This window comes from Paenibacillus catalpae (assembly GCF_900112695.1).
Classification (GTDB): domain Bacteria; phylum Bacillota; class Bacilli; order Paenibacillales; family Paenibacillaceae; genus Pristimantibacillus; species Pristimantibacillus catalpae.
In genome coordinates this window covers 1068349-1089375 of sequence record NZ_FOMT01000002.1, presented here as the reverse complement: position 1 = coordinate 1089375, position 21027 = coordinate 1068349, and the positions used below count along the sequence as shown (strand labels likewise).

Here is a 21027-nt window from a genome sequence, read left to right as displayed (position 1 = left end):
TTTTTGGAAATAAAACAGGAGGGAGCCGTTACGCCTTCCCCCCTGTTTAGCCAGCTGTCTGTTATTAGAGCTTCACGCGAAGCGTCTTGATCTCGAAAGGTTGGAACATAAGCTGCGCTCCAGCTTCTCCAATCGTATTTTCCATCAGATCAACTTCCTCCACTGCCGAGCATTCCCCTCCGAAAGCTACCGCCGTTTGGGCTAGCGTGCCCGAGGTCTCATATAGACGGATAATGAGATCATCCGAATCCTCGGCCTTCTTCACCGCTTCAATCATCACATGAGGATTATCGACTTGAATAAGGGAAGCAAACGTTGCTGTGCGCCTTGCTGCCAAAGTCGCTGCAGACGGTTCCGCCACCGTTAACGGTGTATTGAGCTCATAGCCTTTGCGGTATACCTGAGCCGCAATAAAATCTCCGCGATGCGGATAGATCGCATACACAAATTGATGCTCGGCACGGTCTGCCACCGGATCCGGATAGCTAGGGCTGCGAAGCAGATTGATGTCCAGCACATTTCGTTCCGCGCTGTAGCCATATTTGCTGTCGCTGAGCAGCGCTACGCCGTAATCCGGCTGAGATAAGTCGATGTATTGATGCGCGCAAATTTCATCGCGGACAAATTCGATCATGGAGTTCCTTGTTGTCGGCCGTTTCAAATAACCGAATTGAATTTCACAGTTCACATGCTCGCTTGCGACATGTACCGGGAAAGAGACACGGAGCATTTTCTCCGCTTCCTTCCAATCGGCTTTGGTCTCAAACCGCACCGTCGTTCCCGCTTCCTCCAGCACGATCCGCTGAACCAGCGTCGACTCTCCGAACCGGTACCGCTGCTCCACTACCGCTTGATTACGCTCGACAGAGAAAGAGCTTTCTACCAGCTGCATGCGGCCGGCCACCGTATCCCGGTAATCTCTCGGGAAGTCCCAGGCATCGCCTTTATCGTGATACACGGTCAGCACATTCGCCTGCCGGCCAGGCGCAATGGCTTCTCTGCCCGCCGCCTTATCGTATATCGACGCTATACTTCCGTCCTGCCCGAAGGTTACCCGCAAATATCGGTTCTCCAATACCTGCTCTCCTGCGCGCAGTCCCGATTCTCCTGTTTGTTCCGGGCAAAGTTCCGCTTCAGCGAGAGACGCAAAGCCCATGGACGGTACCTTCACGGCATAATACTCGCCCTTATGCAGCACTACTTCTTCACGTTCCCAAGGCAAGGAATTAAAGACAACCGCCTGACCTTCTCCCGCCCCGGTCAACCGAGCGGCTTTAGCGTAGGTCTGTGCAATCAGCTCTTGCGTACGGCCGTACATAAGCGCATATCGTTCCAACGACTCCTCGAAGACACGGGTGATCGAAGAGCCCGGCAAAATATCATGGAATTGGTAGAGCAGCGTTTCCTTCCAGATCTCCTCAAGCTCCTGGGACGGATAAGCATTCTCTCCCATTGCGAGTAATAGAGAGGCTGCAAATTCAAGCTCTCTGAGCGATTTCTCCATCTTGCGGTTAAACCATTTGTTACGTGCCTGCGTCGTCAGCGTACCTTGGTGCTTCTCCAAATAGAGCTCCCCGCGGTAGGTCTGGAAACGCGCTTTTTCCTGTTCAAGCTTATGGAAAAAGGATAAGGAGGACTCTTGAACAACCGGAGGCAATCCAAGCAGGTTATGCTCGCGGGATAACCGTTCCAGATGCTCCTCGCCCGGCCCGCCGCCGCCGTCTCCGATGCCAAACAGCATCAAGGCATGCTCGGATACATTGCGGTCCAAGTAGCTGTTCTCAATCTTCGCAAGCGATCTGGGTGCACCCGGACTGTTATACGTATCCTCCGGAGGAAGATGCGCAAGCACCTTGCTGCCGTCAATGCCTTCCCACTCAAAGCTGTGATGCGGATGCGTATTATACACATTCCACGACAGCTTCTGCGTCATCATGTAATCAACGCCGGACTTTCTAAGAAGCTGAGGCAGGCTTGCCGAATAGCCAAATACGTCAGGCAGCCACAGCACCTTCATCTCCTGGCCAAATTCCTGCTGGAAGTAGCGTTTGCCGTACAGGATTTGTCTGACCAGCGCTTCCCCGCCGGAAATATTCGTGTCTGGCTCTACCCACATAGCACCCTGCACTTCCCAGCGTCCCTCTTGAATTCTCTCCTTGATCCGGTCATACAGCTTTGGATAATATTCTTTCATCCATTGATATAGTTGAGGCTGACTTGCGCCAAATACATAATCCGGATATTTCTCCATGTTCTTCAGCACCGTGGAGAAGGTACGCGCGCCTTTCCGGATCGTTTCGCGAATCGGCCACAGCCAGGCGAGGTCGATATGGGCATGACCAATAGCGCTGACCGTAACAACAGGGTCTCCCCCCCGTTTGGCAAGCTCCTTGGCCAGAATTTCTCTTGCCTGCTTAGCTGTTTCTTCATTAATGACTTCCAACTTAAGAGCCGCATCATACAGGCTTTGAGTGACGCGCTCTGCTCTTGCGCCATTCTCCGGCGTATGCTCCGCCAGCTCAAGAAGCACTTCGTAATCAAAATACAGCTGCCGGATTTCCTCGTAACAAATCGCAATGTCGGCTTCCTTCAAGGTGCCGCTGCGGTATTGGCCAAACAAGTCGTTACAGCCGGCATCCGCCCATAGATCAATCCGCTCGCCCGCTGCTTCATAACCAAGATCAACAACGCGCTTACCCGGAAGGCCAAGGCTGAAATCGAATTCAGAGTTGATATTCGTCAGTCCTTGCATCGGCGAGCCTTCCTGATCAACGAGGCATAGCTCCCCGTTCACATCAATAAGCAAGACCATTTTATTGCCGGAAACGGCATCGGGAACATTCCCCTCAAACCGGAACCACGCGCAATCCCACAGGTTGCCCCATTTATCGCCGGGCGCAAGCTCGACCTTTGCTCCGGCTGTCCGCTCGGAGTAAGGCACCGGTTCTGCCGTTACCCAAGCCGTCACTTTCATAGAAGCGACAGGTTGGTAGATAGCATGGCGTATTCTCGGCAGCAGATTCTTTGCTTTCTGCAGCTTAATTCGTTTCGTCTCGTATGGCATTTCTGTCACTCCCGGTTTGAAAAAAAGAGGACTGATTAACAGTCCTGTTGTCTGGAATGTAATTAGAAAACTTGCAATGAGCTATATAGAGGGCCGGGGTATCTCTTTCAGTCGCTGTTGCCTGCAGGAAATCTGAACTTATGTCAGTAAGGTTATTTCCTTCAGGCAAAGGCGAACGCTACCGCTCTTCAAGAGACACCCCTAAACCTCTATTGCTCTGCTGCGTATCTAATAACTTCAAGACTCAGGACGTGTTAAGAAAGTCCGCTTTTTTTGTTTTATTTTATTTAGTCACTTGCTCTGCGCGTTTTTGGGCGTCGTCGAGGATGGCTTTTACATCGCCTTTGGTCATGAGCGATTTCACGACCGCGTCACCCCAGATTTGCCATACCTTCGAGTTGTCTTTCGCAAAGGTTGGCAGACCTTGAACGTTGCCGGACATCGCTTGATAGTGCAGGTACATCTCAGGATGCTTCTCTTTATACTCCGGCGCCTCTGCGATTTCTTTCAGAATCGGGGAGCGCACGTTCGAGTCAGCCACCAGCTGCTGAACTTCCTTGCTGTACATGGCTTTGATGTATTCAAAGGCCGCTTCCTTGTTTTTCGCGTCTTTCGGCACCGAGTTGAATGCAGCACCAATCGTTACGTTTGCAGCTTCACCGCTTGGGGACAATGGAATGGGCGACATTCCGCAATCAAGTCCGTTGTCTTTGCACTGCTGTACTTGCCAAGGACCATCAATCAGATAGGCCGTTTGCCCTTTGGTCCAAGCATCGAAGTACGTGCCTTCGTTATTGTTAACCATCAGTCCTGCCGGATGATCCGCATTCAGCTCGCGAAGCAGGTTGACCGTTTCCACATTCGCATCCGAGTTAAAGGTTGGCTGCCCATTCGCATCGGCGAAGGTACCGCCGTTAATGGCAACCAAAGCGCCGTAGCGCAAGTATCCGCCGAAGTTTGGAGCGCCGTAAACGCCGCCGCCGTAAAACTTGCCTTTACCGGCTTCCGTTACTTTTTTCGAGTTGTCGGCCAGCTCTTGCCACGATGTAATCGGCTTCTCGGGATCAATGCCTGCTTCCTTCACCAGCTTTTTGTTCCAATACAGGCTGCTTACGCCAGGCTGCAGGGCAAGACCGTAAATTTTACCTTCATGCTCCATTGGCTTCCAGGCAGCCGGCGAGACGTTGTTGCGGATCTCATCAGCCATTGCATCCGGGAACGGCTCGAGCAGACCTTGCTGGGCAAAGCCCGGCATTTGTGTTTCGCCTACAATAATATCGGGAACATTTTTGGCCAGAAATCCTGCCGTTTCCTTCTGGATCAGCGGCTCGCCCCAACCCCAGTCTTCGGCTTTAATACTGATGTTCTTTTCTTTCAGCTTGCCGGACATGATTTTCTGATAATGAAGCGGGAAAGCCTCTACCGGATTTCCTGGCGTATAAGTAATGTCAATGCCGTTGCCTTTCAATTCCTTCTCTTTTGGCGCGAACAAATCTTCCATCTTGCCCACACCGATGCCTACGGCACCTTCGTTAAGTACAGTGATCGTTACCGGATTGCCTGAAGCAGTTGTCCCGGTTGATTCAGCCGGCTCTGCCGAAGCGGACTCCGTCGGCTCAGTCGGGTTCTGAGGCTGATTGCTTGACCCATTAGAATTGTTGTTACCGCCGCATGCTGTTAATGAGAACGTTAAGAGTGCAGTTACAAGCAAGGATGTGATCTTTGTTCTGTTCACATAAACCCCTCCAAATTAGGATAACTGACCTGTCGCAATTAATATAACATGACTATTTGTTATATTCAATATGTTATAACAAATATTTTACCCCTTGATTCCTGTGTTAGCTAGACCTTGAACGATATATTTCTGGAAGAAGAAGAAAATCAAGAGCGCCGGTATCGTCATGCCAAGACCAAGCGTAATAATTAACGGCCAGTTCGGAATGGCTCCCGGGCTGGCAGCAGCTGAAGACAATCGGGTAATGGCAGCAGGCAGCGTCTGCAGCTTATCCGATGAGGTATAGAAGAACGGCGTCGCAAAATCATTCCACGTGGCAAGCGCCGTCGTAATCGCGATAAACGCCATAATCGGCATTTGCAGCGGCAGCAGAATCTGGAAAATAATCCTCAGCGTACCCGCTCCGTCTACCTTCGCGGCTTCATCGAGCTCATAAGGGATTTTCTCGATGGACTGCTTCACGAGGAATGCCCCCATAATATTGAGGCTGGGTCCTCCTATGAAGTAAACCCACCAAGTATCAAGTATCCCTTTACCGCCCGTAAAAATGTCGTTGCCGCCCGCAAACGGCCATCTTGCAAATTCCAAATAAGTCGGAATAAGAGCAATCGTGCCCGGAATCATCTGCGTACCAAGCAAGATCAGGAACAGCTGGTCTTTCCATTTGAACCGGAGCCTTGCGAATACATAACCGGCCAGCAAGGAGGTCAGCAGCGCCCAGAAGGTGTTATACATGGTGCGATAACCCGAGTTAACGAAATAACGCTGTATCGAACTGTCGGCTGTTCCGCTAAACAACACGGTAAAGTTATCGAGAGTTGGTGCTTTGGCAATTGGAATCAACCCAATGATGGACGAAGTAAATTCCGTCTTCGTGTAGAAGCCGGCCAGAATCATAAAGACCAAAGGATACAGCAGGACCAGCCCGATACCAAGCAGAACAATGTGGGCAAACAAATTACCCGGCTTCAGCTGTACAGCTACTTTTCTGGACAATGTATCTTTCATGCTCTAGGACCTCCTTTTGATCGGAATGGTGCTGCTTCTATCCGAGTTGGTTGACCAGCGGTAGTAGAACACCGTGCCCACAAAGACGACTACAGCCATGATGAGCGAAGACGCGCCGGCCATGCCGAGGTTGAAATCCCAGAACGCATCGCGGTAAATGCGGAACACGAGCACTTCCGTCTTCCCGTAAGGGCCGCCGCCCGTCATGAACAATACCTGCTCGTAGATCTGAATAGCACCGATCAGGCTTGTAATCACAATGTAGGTTGCAATCGGCTTCAAGCCGGGAAGCGTAACGTACCTCATTTTGCCCCAGCGGCCCGCGCCGTCGATTTCCGCCGCTTCGTACAAGGACACATCCACGGACTGCAGTCCCGCAAGCCAGATGAGAGCGGCACCGCCTACCCCTTTCCATACCGAGTAGACGACGATCCAGAACACGCCCCAGAACACGGAATATTGCCAGACAATCGGCTCTTTGCCAATCGACTTCAGAAAGTTATTAATAACGCCGTTGTTGGTATCAAGAAGCAAGTTGAAAATTTGGGTAGTGGCAACCGTTGAGGTTACAGCCGGAATGTACCAGATGGACCGATATACGCCCTTGCCGAACAGCGGCATATTCATCAGGATTGCTGCGCCAAATCCGGCGATCAAGGTAATTCCGGTAACTAGTCCCCCTAACCAGATCGATCTCCACAGCGCTTCGTAATAAAGCGGATCCTGGAAAAACCGGACATAGTTATCAAACCAGATAAATTTAGGGCTGTCTGCAATGCCGATCCACTCGAAAAATCCGAGAAAAAAACCAAACATGGTTGGGAACCCCGATAAGACAAGCCACCACAGAATCATTGGACTTAAAATGGCCGTGGCGATTAATGCATCTTTGTGTCTGACCGCAAACTTTTTAAGAGAGGACTTCGTTGATACGTTTGTGACGGGCAGATGCAACGGAGCTGTTTCTACTGCTTTCCTGTCATTCATGTTCATTTTCCTCCTTGCTTGTTTTAGCCTTACTTACTCAAATGCTATATAAACCCTATACAATAGATTATATTTGATATATTAAATTAGTCAATTAGAAAAAAAGAAACCCGATACCCTTGATCAAGGGTATCGGGTTTCTTCTATGCTTTGAATGGTATGACTGTACTACGCCTTTGCTTCAGCGGTCGTTTTGCGGACAACGAGGCTTGGCTTCAAGATCTTCTTCTCGAATTTGACCGGCTGCTTGCCTTTATTCTCGATCACTTGGAGCAGCAGCTGAACCGCTTCAGCCCCCATGTTATATTCCGATTGGTCGATATGCGTAAGCAGACTGAACTCTTCGAGCAGCGGCGTCGGGTTATCAAACGTGACAATGGAAATATCCTCCGGCACGCGCAGCCCCACCTGCTTGGCAATCGATAAAATCTGGACGCCAAGCGAGCAGTTGAGCGCAATATAGGCGGTTGCCATCTGATTTTTCACAAAGCGGAAAAACGGATGCTCGGCATTCATCCCGCCGCCGTTAATATGAATGTCATTTAAGATAAGCGAAGGATTAATTAACGCTCCCTTCTGCTTCAGCGCTTCGTTATAGCCTTGAATCCTTTCGTCAACCGACACTGTCATCAGCGGCGAGTCGGAGCAGATCGCGATATTGCGGTGCCCAAGCTCCCATAAATGATCAACGGCAAGCATCGTTGCAAAGGCACTGTCAGAAGCGACAACGTTAGTCTCTACGCCCGGCAGGTACCGGTCAATGAGGACAAACGGATAATTCTGCATTTTGAGCGCGATAATTTCCTCGTTGTAGACCTCGGCGTCAACCGGGAAAATAATAAGCCCGTCCACCGTGTTCTTCAGCTCCCGGATCACTTCCTTCTCTTGCTCCTTGGAGTTGTTGGTCAGCATAACAACAAGCGAATAACCTTTGGCCGTAAGGTGATCCGTTATCCCTGATATCAAGCGGATGGCGAAATAGTCGCCCAGTACGGGAAACACCAAGCCAATCTTTACTTTTGGCTCTTTCTTGTCTCTCCGCGCCTCGCTGATCGTCGGGGTGGCAGCCATCTGCGTCTCAGGAATGCCTTTGACAAAGCTTCCTCTTCCCGGTATCCGGTAAATCCATCCGTCCTTCGCCAGCTCGGCAAGTGCATTCACAACCGTAATCCGGCTGACGTCGAAGTCGTCCATCAGATCTTTCTCTGTCGGGATTTTATCGTCTTCAACTAGCTCCCGGGAGATGATCAAATCCTTGAAATGGTTCTGTATTTTGATGTACAGAGGTTCTCTATCTTGACTCACGCGTAATCCTCCTATCCGGACAGCAATTCATTGGTTATAACAAATATACCATATTAGGGTTTGTTAACAAAGAAGTTATTTAAACAATTGTCTATTTTCTGTAGATGAAAAAGAAGGGCGCATTTCGCATGCGCCCCTGTTCTTCATTATAGGTCTTTATTTACTTTCCTTCGTTAACCGAGGACACCGCTTGAAATACCTTCATAATTCCTTTGTCCTTCAGCACCTTCATGAAGATGCCTCCCACAACCGTCCGGTGCTGGAAGCCGATCTGCCGGGCCGTAACCGTATCCGTCCAGTCCGAGAACTGTACGCGGTCTGCCGATTCATTCAGCATATCCCAGATCGGGCTTACCAACTCGTTGAAATCATTCTGATCCTCCGACAAAGCGGCAGACCAAACGAGCCAATCGTTTTTCGTATACGCAGCGCGGTTGTCGAGCGGCGTGCCGTAATCGTTTTTCATCTTCTTATACCAGCTGATCTCGTTCTTAATCATCTCTTTGGAGAACAGCTCGGTACCAAAGAGCACGTCCCAGATCAGGTTATATTTGAGGCTCCAGCTGCCTTCTTGGCCAAATGCGAGCTTCGTGTGATCGCCGTCTGCCGCAAGCACTTCCCACTGCAGCGCCATTTCCTTCGCTTTGGCCATATAACGGGCAGCCGTCTCTTTATCTCCTTGCAGCTTCTTGAGGATAGAGTAGCTGGCTACGCCCATAACCGCCTTCACGGACAGGTTCGCGTTGCGGGCCAGATGTCCGGCAAAATCGTCGGTACACAGCTGGTTCTCCGGATCGAGGCCAAACTCCGTCAAATAGTCTGCCCATTCTCCGAGAGTATCGATATGGCTGAACAGATAATTCCGGTTGCCGCCCGCAAGCGCTACGGATGCAGCCATAACGAGCATGTTGCCGCATTCTTCCACCGGCATTTGTCCTTCGCGTTGATTCTCGCTATACACTTGGCCGTTGCCGATCGGGTATTGTCCGATATCATGCGGCGCAAATTCAAACGTCCAGGCGTCCGTCTCCGCATATTTCAGAATCGGGCGAATCATCCCCTCAACCAGCTCCGGAGCATACAGCAGGAACATCGGTACGGAAGGGTAGCTTACGTCTACCGTAGCCATACAGCCGTTGCTGTAGCATTCCTTGGACAGGAACAGAATCTCGCCTTCCGTATCGAGCACAAGCTTATGCGCGGCAATGGCCTGACGATACGAGAGTGCAAGCAGGTCTGCATATCGGCTGCCGCCGGACTTTTCTCCTTCGGCAATGATCTGTTTATCGAATGCTTCGCAGCGCTGAAGCAAGCTCTCGTATTCCGAGAACGCAGCAGCAATCATGTCCGGCGTGCTTTGTCCGTTTCTTTTCCAATAAGCCTCCAGCTTATCTCCGAAATACTCAATCGCAACGATATCATCATAAGCGAGCACGGCCAAACGTTTTTCAGCCGCAGCGCCTACGCTGCCAATGTTGTAGACGAGCGCCATAACCGGCTGTACGTCTGCGACAATCTGAGCTTCCGTCTTCGCAACAGACTCGGCCAGCTTCTCGTTGCGAACGAAGTTTTTGCGAATGTGGGCCGGCGCTATGTATCCGCTCACCTGATCGGATTTCTCCGCATTCAGATAGAAATATCCCCAGTCGATCCGGTGATCGTCACCCGAACGGTTCACAACATCCTGCTTTTCATGACCGATCTGCAGCGAGATCAGTCCGCCTTCTTCCTGCTTCGCGCTGATAACGGCCTGCTTCGAAGTATCCACGCACCATTCGCCGGTAACGTCGAAGTAGATTTGTACGTCATGCTCTTCGCCATCGATCGAGCGCACCTCGAACGCAACGTACGATGCAGGTCTCGACAACACGTCCAGATCATTCAGAAGCAGCGGCGAAGTAAAGCGAACCGTCAATTCGACTCCTGCCGATTGGAACGTGTAGACCGTGCTTAGCGGGGAGACGTTTACGCTCTTCTGCTCCATCGCTTGCGGCTCTGTGTAATACCGCTCGGCATTAGGCTCTACCAGACCGGCAAAGCGCTGGGCGGTTCCGTCAATTCGGATCAAACCAGTCATGGCATGCCTTTGCCCTGTCCAGTGGCGGGTGAAATCATCAGTCAGCCGGTCGGCCTGCGACCATACACTGAAATAAGGGTCAACGGTAACGAGTGGAACTGCAGGAGGACGAATTGCGCTCATGAAAAACAACTCCTTCATCATATAGGCATTTGTTATAATGGATATATTATAATGCTATATCAAAAAATATGTCAATGATAAAAAGGCTGACGGGTTTTATACTTCAATTCCTATTAAACTATGTTTCTTTCGCTAAGTTTTTCGTTCCAGTAGTCGTACACACAAGCCATATTCAAGCTTGGATCATATTCATACGTTAACACTATGAATGAAAAGGACTGTGATTATGCGCAATAATACGGCAACAGAGATGTATCTGGAATTGTTGAAGAAAGCGATATTATTTGAAATATGGCTGGAGCATGAGCCGGGCGCCACGAAGGAAAATCGCCTTCAGGGCCTCGATTGGCCTATCATTGCACATAGCATGATCGGGCGGATCCGCATGAATAATCTCCATATGCTTATGAATGACGTCATTAACAATAACGTCCAGGGCGATTTTATCGAGACTGGCGTATGGCGCGGCGGAGCATGCATTTTCATGCGCGGTTTTCTGAAAGCACATGGCGTAAGGAACCGGAAGGTGCTCGTCGCCGATTCCTTTGAAGGGCTGCCTAAGCCGGACCCCAGTTATCCGATCGATGCAACCTCTAAATTCCACGAACAGGACTTTTTGCGCGTTTCCTTGCCTGAGGTCGTCAGTAACTTTCAAAAATATGATCTGTATGACGATGGCGTCGTCTTTCTGAAGGGCTGGTTCAAAGACACGCTGCCTACAGCGCCAACGGAGAAAATAGCGATTGCCCGCCTCGATGGCGACATGTACTCCTCAACGATGGATGCACTGACCAATCTGTATCCGAAAGTAGCTGTCGGCGGATACGTCATTATTGACGACTATTCCATCGGCTATTGCGCCGCAGCCGTACACGATTTCCGCGCCGCTCATAACATCACTGATCCGCTCGTTGTCATTGATCTTACAGGCGTGTATTGGAAAAAAACGAAGTAGAGAAGGACGGAAAAAGGAGAAACTCGATGAGCTTCTCCTTTTTCCTGTCTAGCGGGTGCCTTGACGATGCTGTACATCGTTATGTGCCTAAAACGCCTTTCATCAAGGGGCTGTCTCACATCTGTGAGACAGCCCCTGTTCAAGATACGTTGGATTCACTCCAGTATAATCCGGCTAATAGGAAGACTCCGGAAGCTACGTTGGATTCACTCCAGTAAAATTGAAGAGAATGTGCTGCAATCATCCAATTTAGCTGATTATACTGCAGTCACTCCAATGTAGATCAAGCTACCTCCCAATAACGCCACCTTATACTGCACCCAATCCAGCGCAGCTCTTCTTCCATACTGTCACTATCCTATCTATCCCCTTTTTCACGTAAAGTCAGCAGTGCATCTCCCAGCTCTATTAAATTCTGTTGCAGCAAGATCTTGTCGGCATATCTCGACGGGATGCCGTCGCAACCCCAATAGATTCCTGCCAGCCCGCCGGCGATAGCGCCAATCGTATCCGAGTCCCCGCCTCCGTTAGCCGCGCGCTGCACAACCTCTTCGAAAGTCTCTGCCTCTAGCAGATGATGGACAACCCACTGCATCGTGTGAACAACAAATCCGTCAGGAGGAGTGACAGGCGGCTCGCAGTTAAGCAGCTGTTCATATCGAGTTCCGGTTATTTCGGTGAGGATGGCAGATGTAAGTTGTTCGCCTTGCAGCAGCCGTCTGGCAATCCGGTTATAGATGAGGCAGGCTTCCGTTGCGAGCGGATCCTCATGCGTCATTTCCGAGTGCCGCCTTGTTACTTCCTCCATTACTGCTGCATCCCTGTAGGCAAGGGCAATAGGAAGGCAGCGCATCAGCGTACCGTTTCCCGCCGTTTGTCCGTTTAGCAGCTGGCCTGCCCGGCGTGCTGCCTCCGTCCAATTTCCATCATAGAGACCAAACACCGTTCGAATGATATTGCCGATGTCCTTGGGATTGGTGTCCTTCCATTTCAGAAAATGCTCTCCAATCGCCTCGATTGGATCCTCCGGGTTCTGAATTATCCCTCTCGCTACCGCAATTGTCATTGCCGTATCATCCGTAATTTCACCGGCCTCCAGATTCCATACGCCTTCGCCGATGATCTCCTCCAGCCAGCCGTATTCGCGCCGGATTTCAGCTTCGTTCATAAACTCCGTTGTTCCGCCAAGCGCATCACCGACCGCAACACCAAACAAACCGCCGAGAATCCGGTTTCTCATCCCTTCGACACCCCCATCCATTCATATGGATTGCTGTATTTCTCGTAACGCTCGAGAATTGCTTTGACCTGCCGTACCCGCTCCTCTAGACTGCCGCGAAGCGGAATGAAAGGAATCTTGCGTTCAATCAAGTCCGCCACAATCTGCTTTTGGAACATATGCCTGTTCACCTCTCCCGACCGGTCCGGCGTATCGTCGTAAGGAATATCGTCCTCGCAGAGGAAGACAAGATCATAACGCGAAGCGCATTTAGCTGCCATGGCTTCCAGCTTCGGATGGGCCAAGCCGTGATAATAATGGGAGAACATATACGTTGTAATAGCGTTCGTATCGACAAACAGTACATCTCTCGCCTCCAGCAGCATGCGCTCCTCCCGCTCAAGATGACCTTCCGCAATTTCGACTAGCTGTTCCAGCGTCAACCGGCGCTCAATTTGGTGCTGCTCCCAATACTCCCTCCCGTACTCGGGCATCCATACCGTCTGCAGTTCTTCCGCCATTCGGGCGGCAAGGGTTGTTTTCCCCGTGGAAGGAGCTCCGAGGAACACGACATTCGTTATCAGATCCCGATAAACGACCTTATCTACCAAGTCTTTATTCTCGTATAACGAGTCTCTTACTTTGGTTCCCGATACGGGGAACGTCTCCCTCAGTGGATCAACTTGGCGGTTAACCGCTCCCAGTGCCTCGCTCATATGCTCGCCATAAAACTCGCTGGAGTAGAAATGAGAGATTTTCCTCCCCCCAAGCAGTCCGAGGATATAGTCCTCCTGTTTGCGTTTGATCTCCGGCGTATCCCCGCTGTCCGAAGGACCGTCCCAGGCTTCCAGTACCTCAACGGCTGGATAGAGCTCGCGGATCCAGCGGGCGCGCACCGATAAGGGTACCCTGGTTACTTCGGGGCTGTCATAGATGACGACGATCAGGTGATCAACCTCACGCAGCGCGGTCTCCACGACATGCTGATGACCGCGGTGAAACGGAGCAAATTTGCCCAGCGTCAGCCCTACCCTTTTATCCGGCATAAGGGTTCACCTCATCCTTCGACTGTGCAGCTGGAGTCGTTCTCCGCTCGTATTCCCGCTTCCATTCGATCAGACCCATAATCGCGATGCCGAGGAAAATAACGTATAAGAACGAAGTCGTATAAAGCTCCTTGTAGAAATACATGCCGATCGAGAGAACATCAACGACGATCCAGAAATACCAGCTTTGCAGGATTTTATACGAGAGCAGGAATTGGGCGACCAGGCTTAAGGTAGCGATAAAGGCATCGAGATAAGGGATAGACGCGTCGGTATGACGTTCAAGCATATAGCCCCACACCATGGTAAACACAATCAGAAATCCCAGCAGCAGCGCAGCCATCCGCGGAGTCCATGTTCTTGTCGGCCGAACGGCCGCCCCGCCGCGTTTGGTCATCCATACGGCCCAGCCGTAGATGCTGAGCACGAAGAAGAACACCTGCAACGTCATATCCGCATACAGCTTAACGTCCATGAACATATAGAAAAAGCAGGCGACATTCACCAGACTAATCGGCCAGGTCCACAGCTTCTCCTTCGCCGTCAGCCAGACGGCAGCCAGCCCGGTTGTAGTAGCGGCGATCTCAATTGCGCTGGACGAGGTGAAATAGGCTACAGCCAAGATGGCAATAAACAGACCCAGCATTGATAAATTTTGCTTCATTATAAACCTCCTGAAAAGAATTGCTACATGCTTTTGTCGCGATTCTTACTTCGTAAGCATGGCTTCAACTATAGATCGAAAGCTCCGGCACATAACCGGTAAAACGGTACAGCTGCGCCGCACGCTGTGAATACTGGTTCGACTGTTTCAGACTTCCGTCTGCGTGACGGACTTCCTCAATCAGACCTTTTCGGCTTTGCGTGGAAGTCACTTTACGGATAAAGTTCTTCTCCTCGAACGTTGGCACCACCGCCTGAATGATCTGATACAGCTCCCCGATCGTAAATTCCTCCGGCAGAAACTCCTTTGCAATGGACTGCGTCAGCATCTGCTGCTGAATGCGCCGATAGGCGTCGCGAATGATGTCATGATGGTCAAAGGCCAGCTCCATCTCCAGTGTTTCGCTAAGCGTGAACAGCTGTACGTCCTCCGCATCATCCGATGCCCGCCGGTCTTGCAAGTACCGTTCATTCACCAATGCGCAGAACGCATGGCTGATCATCCAGCCTCTCGGATCCCGCCCCGGCTTACTGTACACCTTCAGGAACTCCATGTGCACATGCTCAACGCCCGCTTCCTCCCTCAGCTCCCGGATCGCGCATTCCTCCACCGTCTCGGTGTCGCGGGTAAAGCCGCCGGGCAAAGCCCACTGTCCCGCAAAAGGCCATGCTTTGCGCCGGATCAGCAGCACCTGAAGCTCCCTCAAGGGGAGAGCTTTCTTCGCCGTTACTTTCTCCTCTGAGGTTATCGTGAAAATAACAATATCTGACGGCGCACCGTCCGGGGTGCGGTAGTTGCTTGCCGAATAATTGTGTTCGTTCTCGTTCAGGTTCAAGAGTGCGATGCCTCCTTCGATTTACCATATTATCGTTTTGATAATATTAATATGACATAATGGAACGAAATGTTCAAGTCCATTTTGGAAAAAAAAGAAAATGACCGTCATACGAGACGTATGCGGTCATTGCTTTTTGCCTTATTTAAGTACGATTCGTTCCTGCTCACCGGACTGCACATAATCCAGCTCGATGGCTTTCTGGATACCGCTTCGGATAACCCGATCAAGCGCATTGCCTGATCTTGCGTAGCCTAACAGCTTCACGACCTGCCTAACCAGATCTTCTTGCGGAAGGCTGATTTGAGAAGCAAGCACCGCCTTCACAGCAGCCGCTATTTCTTCTACCGGCAGCTCCTCTGCCGACCGTCTTGCCTCATCCGTTGCAACACGGAAGAGATCATAGCGGGAAGGCTCCGTTCCTTCCGGCCAGTAGACTACGGCACCGTCCGAGACACTCTCCGCAGGCTTAAGTCTGGCAATAAGATCGGAGAGACGCTGATCCAGCTTCGCGCCAAGCCGGGTAATTCCCCATGCCTGCAGCACGCGCTTCGCCAGCAGACTGCGGCTGATCGGCCCCTCTTCCCGGATGACCTGCTTGATCTGTCCAAGGATCAGCTCCGTGGAAGCGGGAGAATAGAACATATCCGTTCCGAGCGAGACCGGTTCGAGCTGGCAAGGAATGTACGCTTTCGTATCCGACTTGCCGGGCTTCACTTGCTCAACTTCAGTCTCAGACGATTCTGGAATTGGTGCAGGCTCTGCTGCATGAATCGTTACCGTCGGTACAACAGAAGGCACCTCTGCCTGACGTGTGCTTTCCTTGGCCTTCCGAATTCCTTCAACCACCTGACGGATCACATTGCCCTTGTTTTCCCACCATTCCGGGCTCCATACCCGAACGAGCCTCCAGCCAAGCTGCTCCAGCACCTGCTCCCGCAGGATGTCCCGATCACGCGCGGCCCCCGCATCCCGGTACATCGGTCCGTCAAGCAAGATTCCGAGCACGTATTGCCCTTTGTTTACGGGATCGAGTACGCCAATATCAATGCGGTAGCCCGATGCCCCGACATGCAGCTCCGTCTCATAACCAAGTGCGTTCAGCTCTGCAGCCAGGCTGCGGTGAAGATTGGACGCCAGCGAGACTTGCTCGGATGCGACGCTTGCCGGCAGCGCGCGTTGGCCTTTTTCCGCATAATCGAGGAAAGCTTTCAAGCCTAGCACGCCCTGCGCGCTAATTCGTCCGGCATTCAAATGATGAGACATCAACGTCGAATAGACCAGCATCTCATGCCTTGCACGGGATACGGCGACGTTCAGACGGCGCCAGCCTCCCTGGCGGTTCAGAGGTCCAAAGTTCAGATTCACCTTACCGGTTGCATCCGGTCCGTATCCAACGGAGAACAGGATGACGTCCCGTTCATCCCCTTGGACGTTCTCCAGGTTTTTCACAAAGATCGGCTCCGGCAGCTGAGCAAATAACAGATCCAGTTCCTGATCCTGCTTCATCGCTTCCTCGAGCAAATCTTCAATCAACGTTTGCTGAACGGAGCTGAAGGTCACCACCCCTATACTGCGCTTGCGCAATACCGGATCCTTGACCCTGCGGATCATCTCCGCCACAACAGCTTCGCCCTCCGCCCGGTTCTGCTTCGAACGCCCGCGGTCATAATACCCTTCCACAGGTATCAAGGTGACGCTTGAGACCGGCTCATCCGGAGACGGGAACGTCATCAGCTTGTTCTCGTAATAATGCGCGTTGCTGAAGGCAATCAGGCTCTCATGCCGGCTTCGGTAATGCCAGGTCAGATGCCGCTCCGGCATGCCAAGCGCCAGGCAGTCATCCAGTATGCTCTCCATATCCTGCAGCGCTTCTTCCTCGTCCGCTTCGCTCGAATTCTTCGAGAAGAAGCTTGTTGGAGGAAGCTGCTTCGGATCTCCTACGATAACGGCCTGATGGCCTCTCGCGAGTGCTCCTACCGCCTGCGCCGTAGGGACCTGAGACGCTTCATCGAATATAACCAGATCAAACTTGGCGCCATTCGGATCCAAATATTGCGCGGCCGAAATCGGACTCATCAGCATGCAAGGCGTCAGCCTTGGCAGCAAATTAGGAATCGTCTCGAACAGCTTGCGGATGGAGAGATTTCTTCCACCGCTTCGAATCGCCCGCTGCAAAATGCCTGCCTCGGAGCTCTGAGCTGCTTCCACCGACATTTGCGGAATTTTGGCCGATAAGCGCGCGGCAATTTCCTGCTGCGTTAAGGTCAAATAGTGCTGATCCGCTGCCCGGAAGCGCTCGATCGTATCCTCGAACAGCTTGCCCGAGAAGGCAAGCAGACTCTTGTCTCTAGCGATAATGTAATTCGCAATCGATCTGTATAGCCCTCTTTCAAACGCGGCAATAAGCTGAGGATTAGGAATTTGTCCTTCCTCGTATGGCGCAATAAGAGTTTGTAAGCCCGTTTCCATCGCTTCAACGCGGACTCTGCGCCATGTACTCCATTCACGCAGACGGTCGATATGCGTTGACCATAGCTTCGCCTTGTCAGTCATAAATACAAGCCATTCGCCAGCCATCTGTGAGGCCTGCAGCTGCTCGAAAGAAAGGTTCAGCAGACGGGCAAGCTCCTTCTCATCCGCTTTGATCCGTTGATCCAAAGAAACAATCCCCTGCAGCGAGGTCAGCTGAGCTTGATCGTGACGTCCGTCGAGGAGGACCTCGGTCATTTGCTGTCTGGACGTATGCGCGGAGGTTCGGTTGCCGAACCATTGCACCAGCAAAGCTTGAAGCTTCTCAACCCACTCGCATGCGGCTGCAAGCTCCTCCCATTTGCCGTCATCCGAATCAGCCCATGCCTGACCAAGATAAGGGGCGGCTTTGCCCTTCATCTCCTTCAGCTTCCGTTCTTCCTCCTGCCAGGCGGTTAATTCGACCAATGCCGGTTTGACCTGATCCTTGGAGAGCGGGGAGGCATTAGCGGCGAAGCCCTTCAGCATTTTGAAAATACGCTTTTGCCCGGACCACTTCGGCAGGAACCATTGCAGCTCTGCCCGATCCCATTCGGATAGAACAGATTTCGCATCAAGTCTGGTAACTTCCGGCGTGAATCTCGCCAATACCTTTGCTCGCAATTGATCTCTCCGTCTGCCTTGCTCGGCCGTAGCCCTCAATTGAGCCAAAGCCTCTTCCACATCCGCTGCCTGCAGCAACGCTGGCTTAATCTCAGGGACACCGCTGGCCAGCTCGCAAAGTTGAACCAGCATCTGAAGGCGCTCGTAACGGAGACTCGCGGCATCCAGCTTGAACCGGCCAGCAGCCTGGCTTATGGCATCACGCTGCTGGTCCAGCAACGGCATATATCGCTTCAGCACCAGATCCGCTTCTGTTTTTACCACCTGCGTGTAAGTGGTGAGATCGGAGTCGCTCCACGGATGAAGATGCGGCTCTCCGCACTCTGCCCCCGCGATTTGCAGTCGCGCCGCAAGATCCTTCCACACCATCAGCTTGTCGGGCGTTAAGGCTTCTATGGAAGCATCGTTGAAATGAACAACTGCCGGAGCCTCTCCAGCCTGTTCATACCCCGCGATGGCTTCGAACAAGGTCAAGCCAAAGGAATGCTTATGGTGAAGGGCCGACACATATTCGTTCAGTTCATTCCTCAGCTGGAACAAACGGTCCGCCTGACTGCGCCACGATTCGGATGACGGAATTTTCTTCGCTTCAATGGCGGCAGCTAATTGATCGAGGACGGATTTTTTCGTGCTTTTATTAGAATGCAGCTCCAGGCAAAACGGACCTAGTCCAATCTGCTCCAGCCTGCGCTGTACAACGGATAACGCCGCCATTTTTTCCGCGACGAACAAGACCCGCTTCCCTTGCGCGAGCGCATTGGCGATCATATTCGTAATGGTCTGAGATTTGCCCGTCCCCGGCGGACCGTGCAGCACAAAGCTCTGGCCGGCTGCCGCGCCGCGGATTGCCGACAACTGCGAGGAATCGGCGCTGATCGGAATCGATAGGCTTGTCGGATGATCGAGATCAAGCGGTGTTGGCTCCTCTGGCTTCTCTTCCCATTTCAGCTGGCCATCCATCAGACTGGCAACAATTTTATTATGGGCAAGCTTATCTGCATGCGTACGGATATCATTCCACATGACAAATTGGCCGAAAGAGAACAAGCCCAAATACGCCGTTTCTTCTACATCCCATCTAGGCACCTGAATCAAGGCATGCCGGAAAACATGGAATACCTGCTTCAAGGCAATCCCCTTCTCATCTCTAGGGAGAGGATCAAGCCCGTCAATGCCGATACCAAAGTCCTGCTTCAGCATTTCCAGCAACGTAATATTCATCTGCGGCTCTTCATCTCTCGCCCGAACCACATAGCCCTGACGCGAAGACTTCCGGATAATATCGACCGGAATCAAGGCAATCGGCGCATAACGAGGCAGTTCGCTGACGGGCGTTTCATACCATTTCAGGAGGCCAAACGCCAGATACAGGGTGTTGGCGCCATTTTCCTCAAGAGAGACTCTGGCCGAGCGGTAGAGATGCACCATTCTTCTTTCCAATTCAACCGCATCCAGATCTACGCGCAGACGCTTCCGGTTGAACTCTTCTCTTAGAAGCTGGGCAAGCGGATGATCGTTATTGATGCTCTGGTACAAATCCGCGTTCCGGCCGTTGTTCTGCCAGTCATTTGGCTTCGCCAGCAACTGGAATTCCTCGCCGTCGGCCAGCGCATCCTCAAGATCTCCCAATTGAGCCGTAATGACCGGAATACTCGATTTGGACAAGCGGAAGTTAAGCAGCGAATTCCGGAGCGTCAGATCCAGCAGCCGCCGTTCCCATTGCTTTTGTCTTGGGGATTGCGACAAGGACTCTACTTCAAGCGGCTTCTCTAAAATATCAACAAGCCCAGGTGCAGCAGCATCCTGTTCAGCCGGCGTCACGGCTTGCGGCTCAATGATCCAGCCTTCAGGCGTAGCCGTCCGAATCGGCAGAGGACGCACTGCCGCAGCACGGGCTCTTCGGATATCCAGCACGCAGTCGAATTGATCAGGGTCCTGCAGATGCTTTTCTGCCAGGACAACCGCCTGATCAAAGCTCGCCGGATCTCCCTCTACAAAAGCCGTCGACTCCACAACGCAGATCTGGTTCATCCCAACCGCGATCCGTTTCGTTATAACGGAGACGTCATCCTGAACGCTTTCCGCAAACGTCTCTTCCTCCAGCCATAGACCGGAGAAGGCATGCCCCTTCGTAAAGACAAGCAGCGGATGCAGTCCTACTGCCTCCAGGCAAGCGGTATACAGAAGGGATAAATCCAGGCAATTGCCCATCCGATGCGCAAAGATCGTCTCCGGCAGACGAACGCGCTGACCAATCACCTCGAAGCTTGGTGGAGCAACGCAATAAGCGATCTTGCGGTTCTGCAAGGCAGCATAGATCGCTGCAGCTTGAATCCGCACCTTGTTCGGATCCTTGCTCTGATAAGCGGTGAACGAGGAGCTGCCGGTCCATTTGGCCAAAATATCGGCCGCTTCCCGAACGACTTGGGCAATATGGTGATGATTCGGCACGACAAAAGCAGCCGTTAATTCAGGCAGGACGGCAAGGCCGCTCCACTCATCAAAGGCGAGTACCGAGATCGTGCCCCGCTCGCGAAAGATTTCCGAATCGCCCTGCAGCACCTGCAGAGTAAGCGTTCCGGTTAAGCGCTCGGATTGATTAGCCAGATATGACGCCGACATCTGCAGGTTAATCGTCCCCAGATTCAGCGATTGGCCGGCGGGCAAGTGACCGTAGGTTTTGCTCCACTCATAGGCGAAATCCGGCTCGGATGTGATTCGGACCGTAAAGTCACGAAGCTCTTCTTCTGATGGATTATGTACTTCTATCGATCTGACAACCGGTACGTGATTTTGCTGGATGCCGTAATTGACAATCTCGCTGTATGACCAGTCGCAGTAAATACGTTTATTGTCCAAAGGGATCGTACC

The 21027-nt window shown here is 51.9% G+C and carries 12 protein-coding genes; 1 reads left to right on the top strand and 11 read right to left on the bottom strand.

The window, feature by feature from the left end:
- Positions 1-64: 64 nt before the first annotated feature.
- The 6 genes from BM200_RS12490 to BM200_RS12465 all read right to left on the bottom strand — a co-directional run bounded on the left by BM200_RS12490 (position 65) and on the right by BM200_RS12465 (position 10302).
- Positions 65-3064, bottom strand: coding sequence for an alpha-mannosidase (locus tag BM200_RS12490; RefSeq protein WP_091185667.1), 3000 nt, complete (start codon positions 3062-3064; stop codon positions 65-67).
- Positions 3065-3347: 283 nt separating this feature from the next.
- A complete protein-coding gene (locus BM200_RS12485; protein ID WP_091185664.1) occupies positions 3348-4799 on the bottom strand; it encodes an extracellular solute-binding protein in 1452 nt (483 codons plus the stop codon).
- 87 nt (positions 4800-4886) lie between these two features.
- Positions 4887-5810, bottom strand: a complete 924-nt coding sequence (locus BM200_RS12480) for a carbohydrate ABC transporter permease (protein WP_091185663.1) — start codon at positions 5808-5810, stop codon at positions 4887-4889.
- A gap of 3 nt (positions 5811-5813) precedes the next feature.
- The gene (locus tag BM200_RS12475) at positions 5814-6797 is read right to left on the bottom strand and encodes a carbohydrate ABC transporter permease (RefSeq protein WP_091185659.1); all 984 of its coding nucleotides are present in this window, start codon (positions 6795-6797) and stop codon (positions 5814-5816) included.
- A gap of 168 nt (positions 6798-6965) precedes the next feature.
- Entirely contained in the window at positions 6966-8102 is a 1137-nt protein-coding gene (locus BM200_RS12470; protein ID WP_091185656.1) for a GntR family transcriptional regulator, read from the bottom strand.
- Between the two features lie 160 nt (positions 8103-8262).
- Positions 8263-10302, bottom strand: a complete 2040-nt coding sequence (locus BM200_RS12465) for a glutaminase family protein (protein ID WP_091185653.1) — start codon at positions 10300-10302, stop codon at positions 8263-8265.
- A 226-nt stretch (positions 10303-10528) separates the two neighbouring features.
- Between BM200_RS12465 and BM200_RS12460 the strand changes: the two genes are divergently transcribed.
- Positions 10529-11257 carry a TylF/MycF family methyltransferase gene (locus tag BM200_RS12460; RefSeq protein WP_091185651.1) on the top strand — a complete coding sequence of 243 codons (729 nt, stop codon included), beginning with the start codon at positions 10529-10531 and terminating at the stop codon, positions 11255-11257.
- Between the two features lie 358 nt (positions 11258-11615).
- Here the strand turns inward: BM200_RS12460 and BM200_RS12450 are convergent, their stop codons facing one another.
- The 5 genes from BM200_RS12450 to BM200_RS12430 form a co-directional block, all read right to left on the bottom strand.
- Positions 11616-12497 carry an ADP-ribosylglycohydrolase family protein gene (locus BM200_RS12450; RefSeq protein ID WP_091185647.1) on the bottom strand — a complete coding sequence of 294 codons (882 nt, stop codon included), beginning with the start codon at positions 12495-12497 and terminating at the stop codon, positions 11616-11618.
- Positions 12494-13522, bottom strand: a complete 1029-nt coding sequence (locus tag BM200_RS12445) for an AAA family ATPase (RefSeq protein ID WP_091185645.1) — start codon at positions 13520-13522, stop codon at positions 12494-12496. Before BM200_RS12445 ends, BM200_RS12450 begins: the two co-directional genes overlap by 4 nt.
- Positions 13512-14186, bottom strand: a complete 675-nt coding sequence (gene pnuC, locus BM200_RS12440) for a nicotinamide riboside transporter PnuC (protein ID WP_091185642.1) — start codon at positions 14184-14186, stop codon at positions 13512-13514. The genes BM200_RS12445 and pnuC overlap by 11 nt, the downstream gene beginning before the upstream one ends.
- 64 nt (positions 14187-14250) lie before the next feature.
- Entirely contained in the window at positions 14251-15021 is a 771-nt protein-coding gene (locus BM200_RS12435; RefSeq protein WP_091185640.1) for an NUDIX domain-containing protein, read from the bottom strand.
- 141 nt (positions 15022-15162) lie between these two features.
- Positions 15163-21015 carry a DUF3320 domain-containing protein gene (locus BM200_RS12430; protein ID WP_091185637.1) on the bottom strand — a complete coding sequence of 1951 codons (5853 nt, stop codon included), beginning with the start codon at positions 21013-21015 and terminating at the stop codon, positions 15163-15165.
- Between the last annotated feature and the right edge of the window lie 12 nt (positions 21016-21027).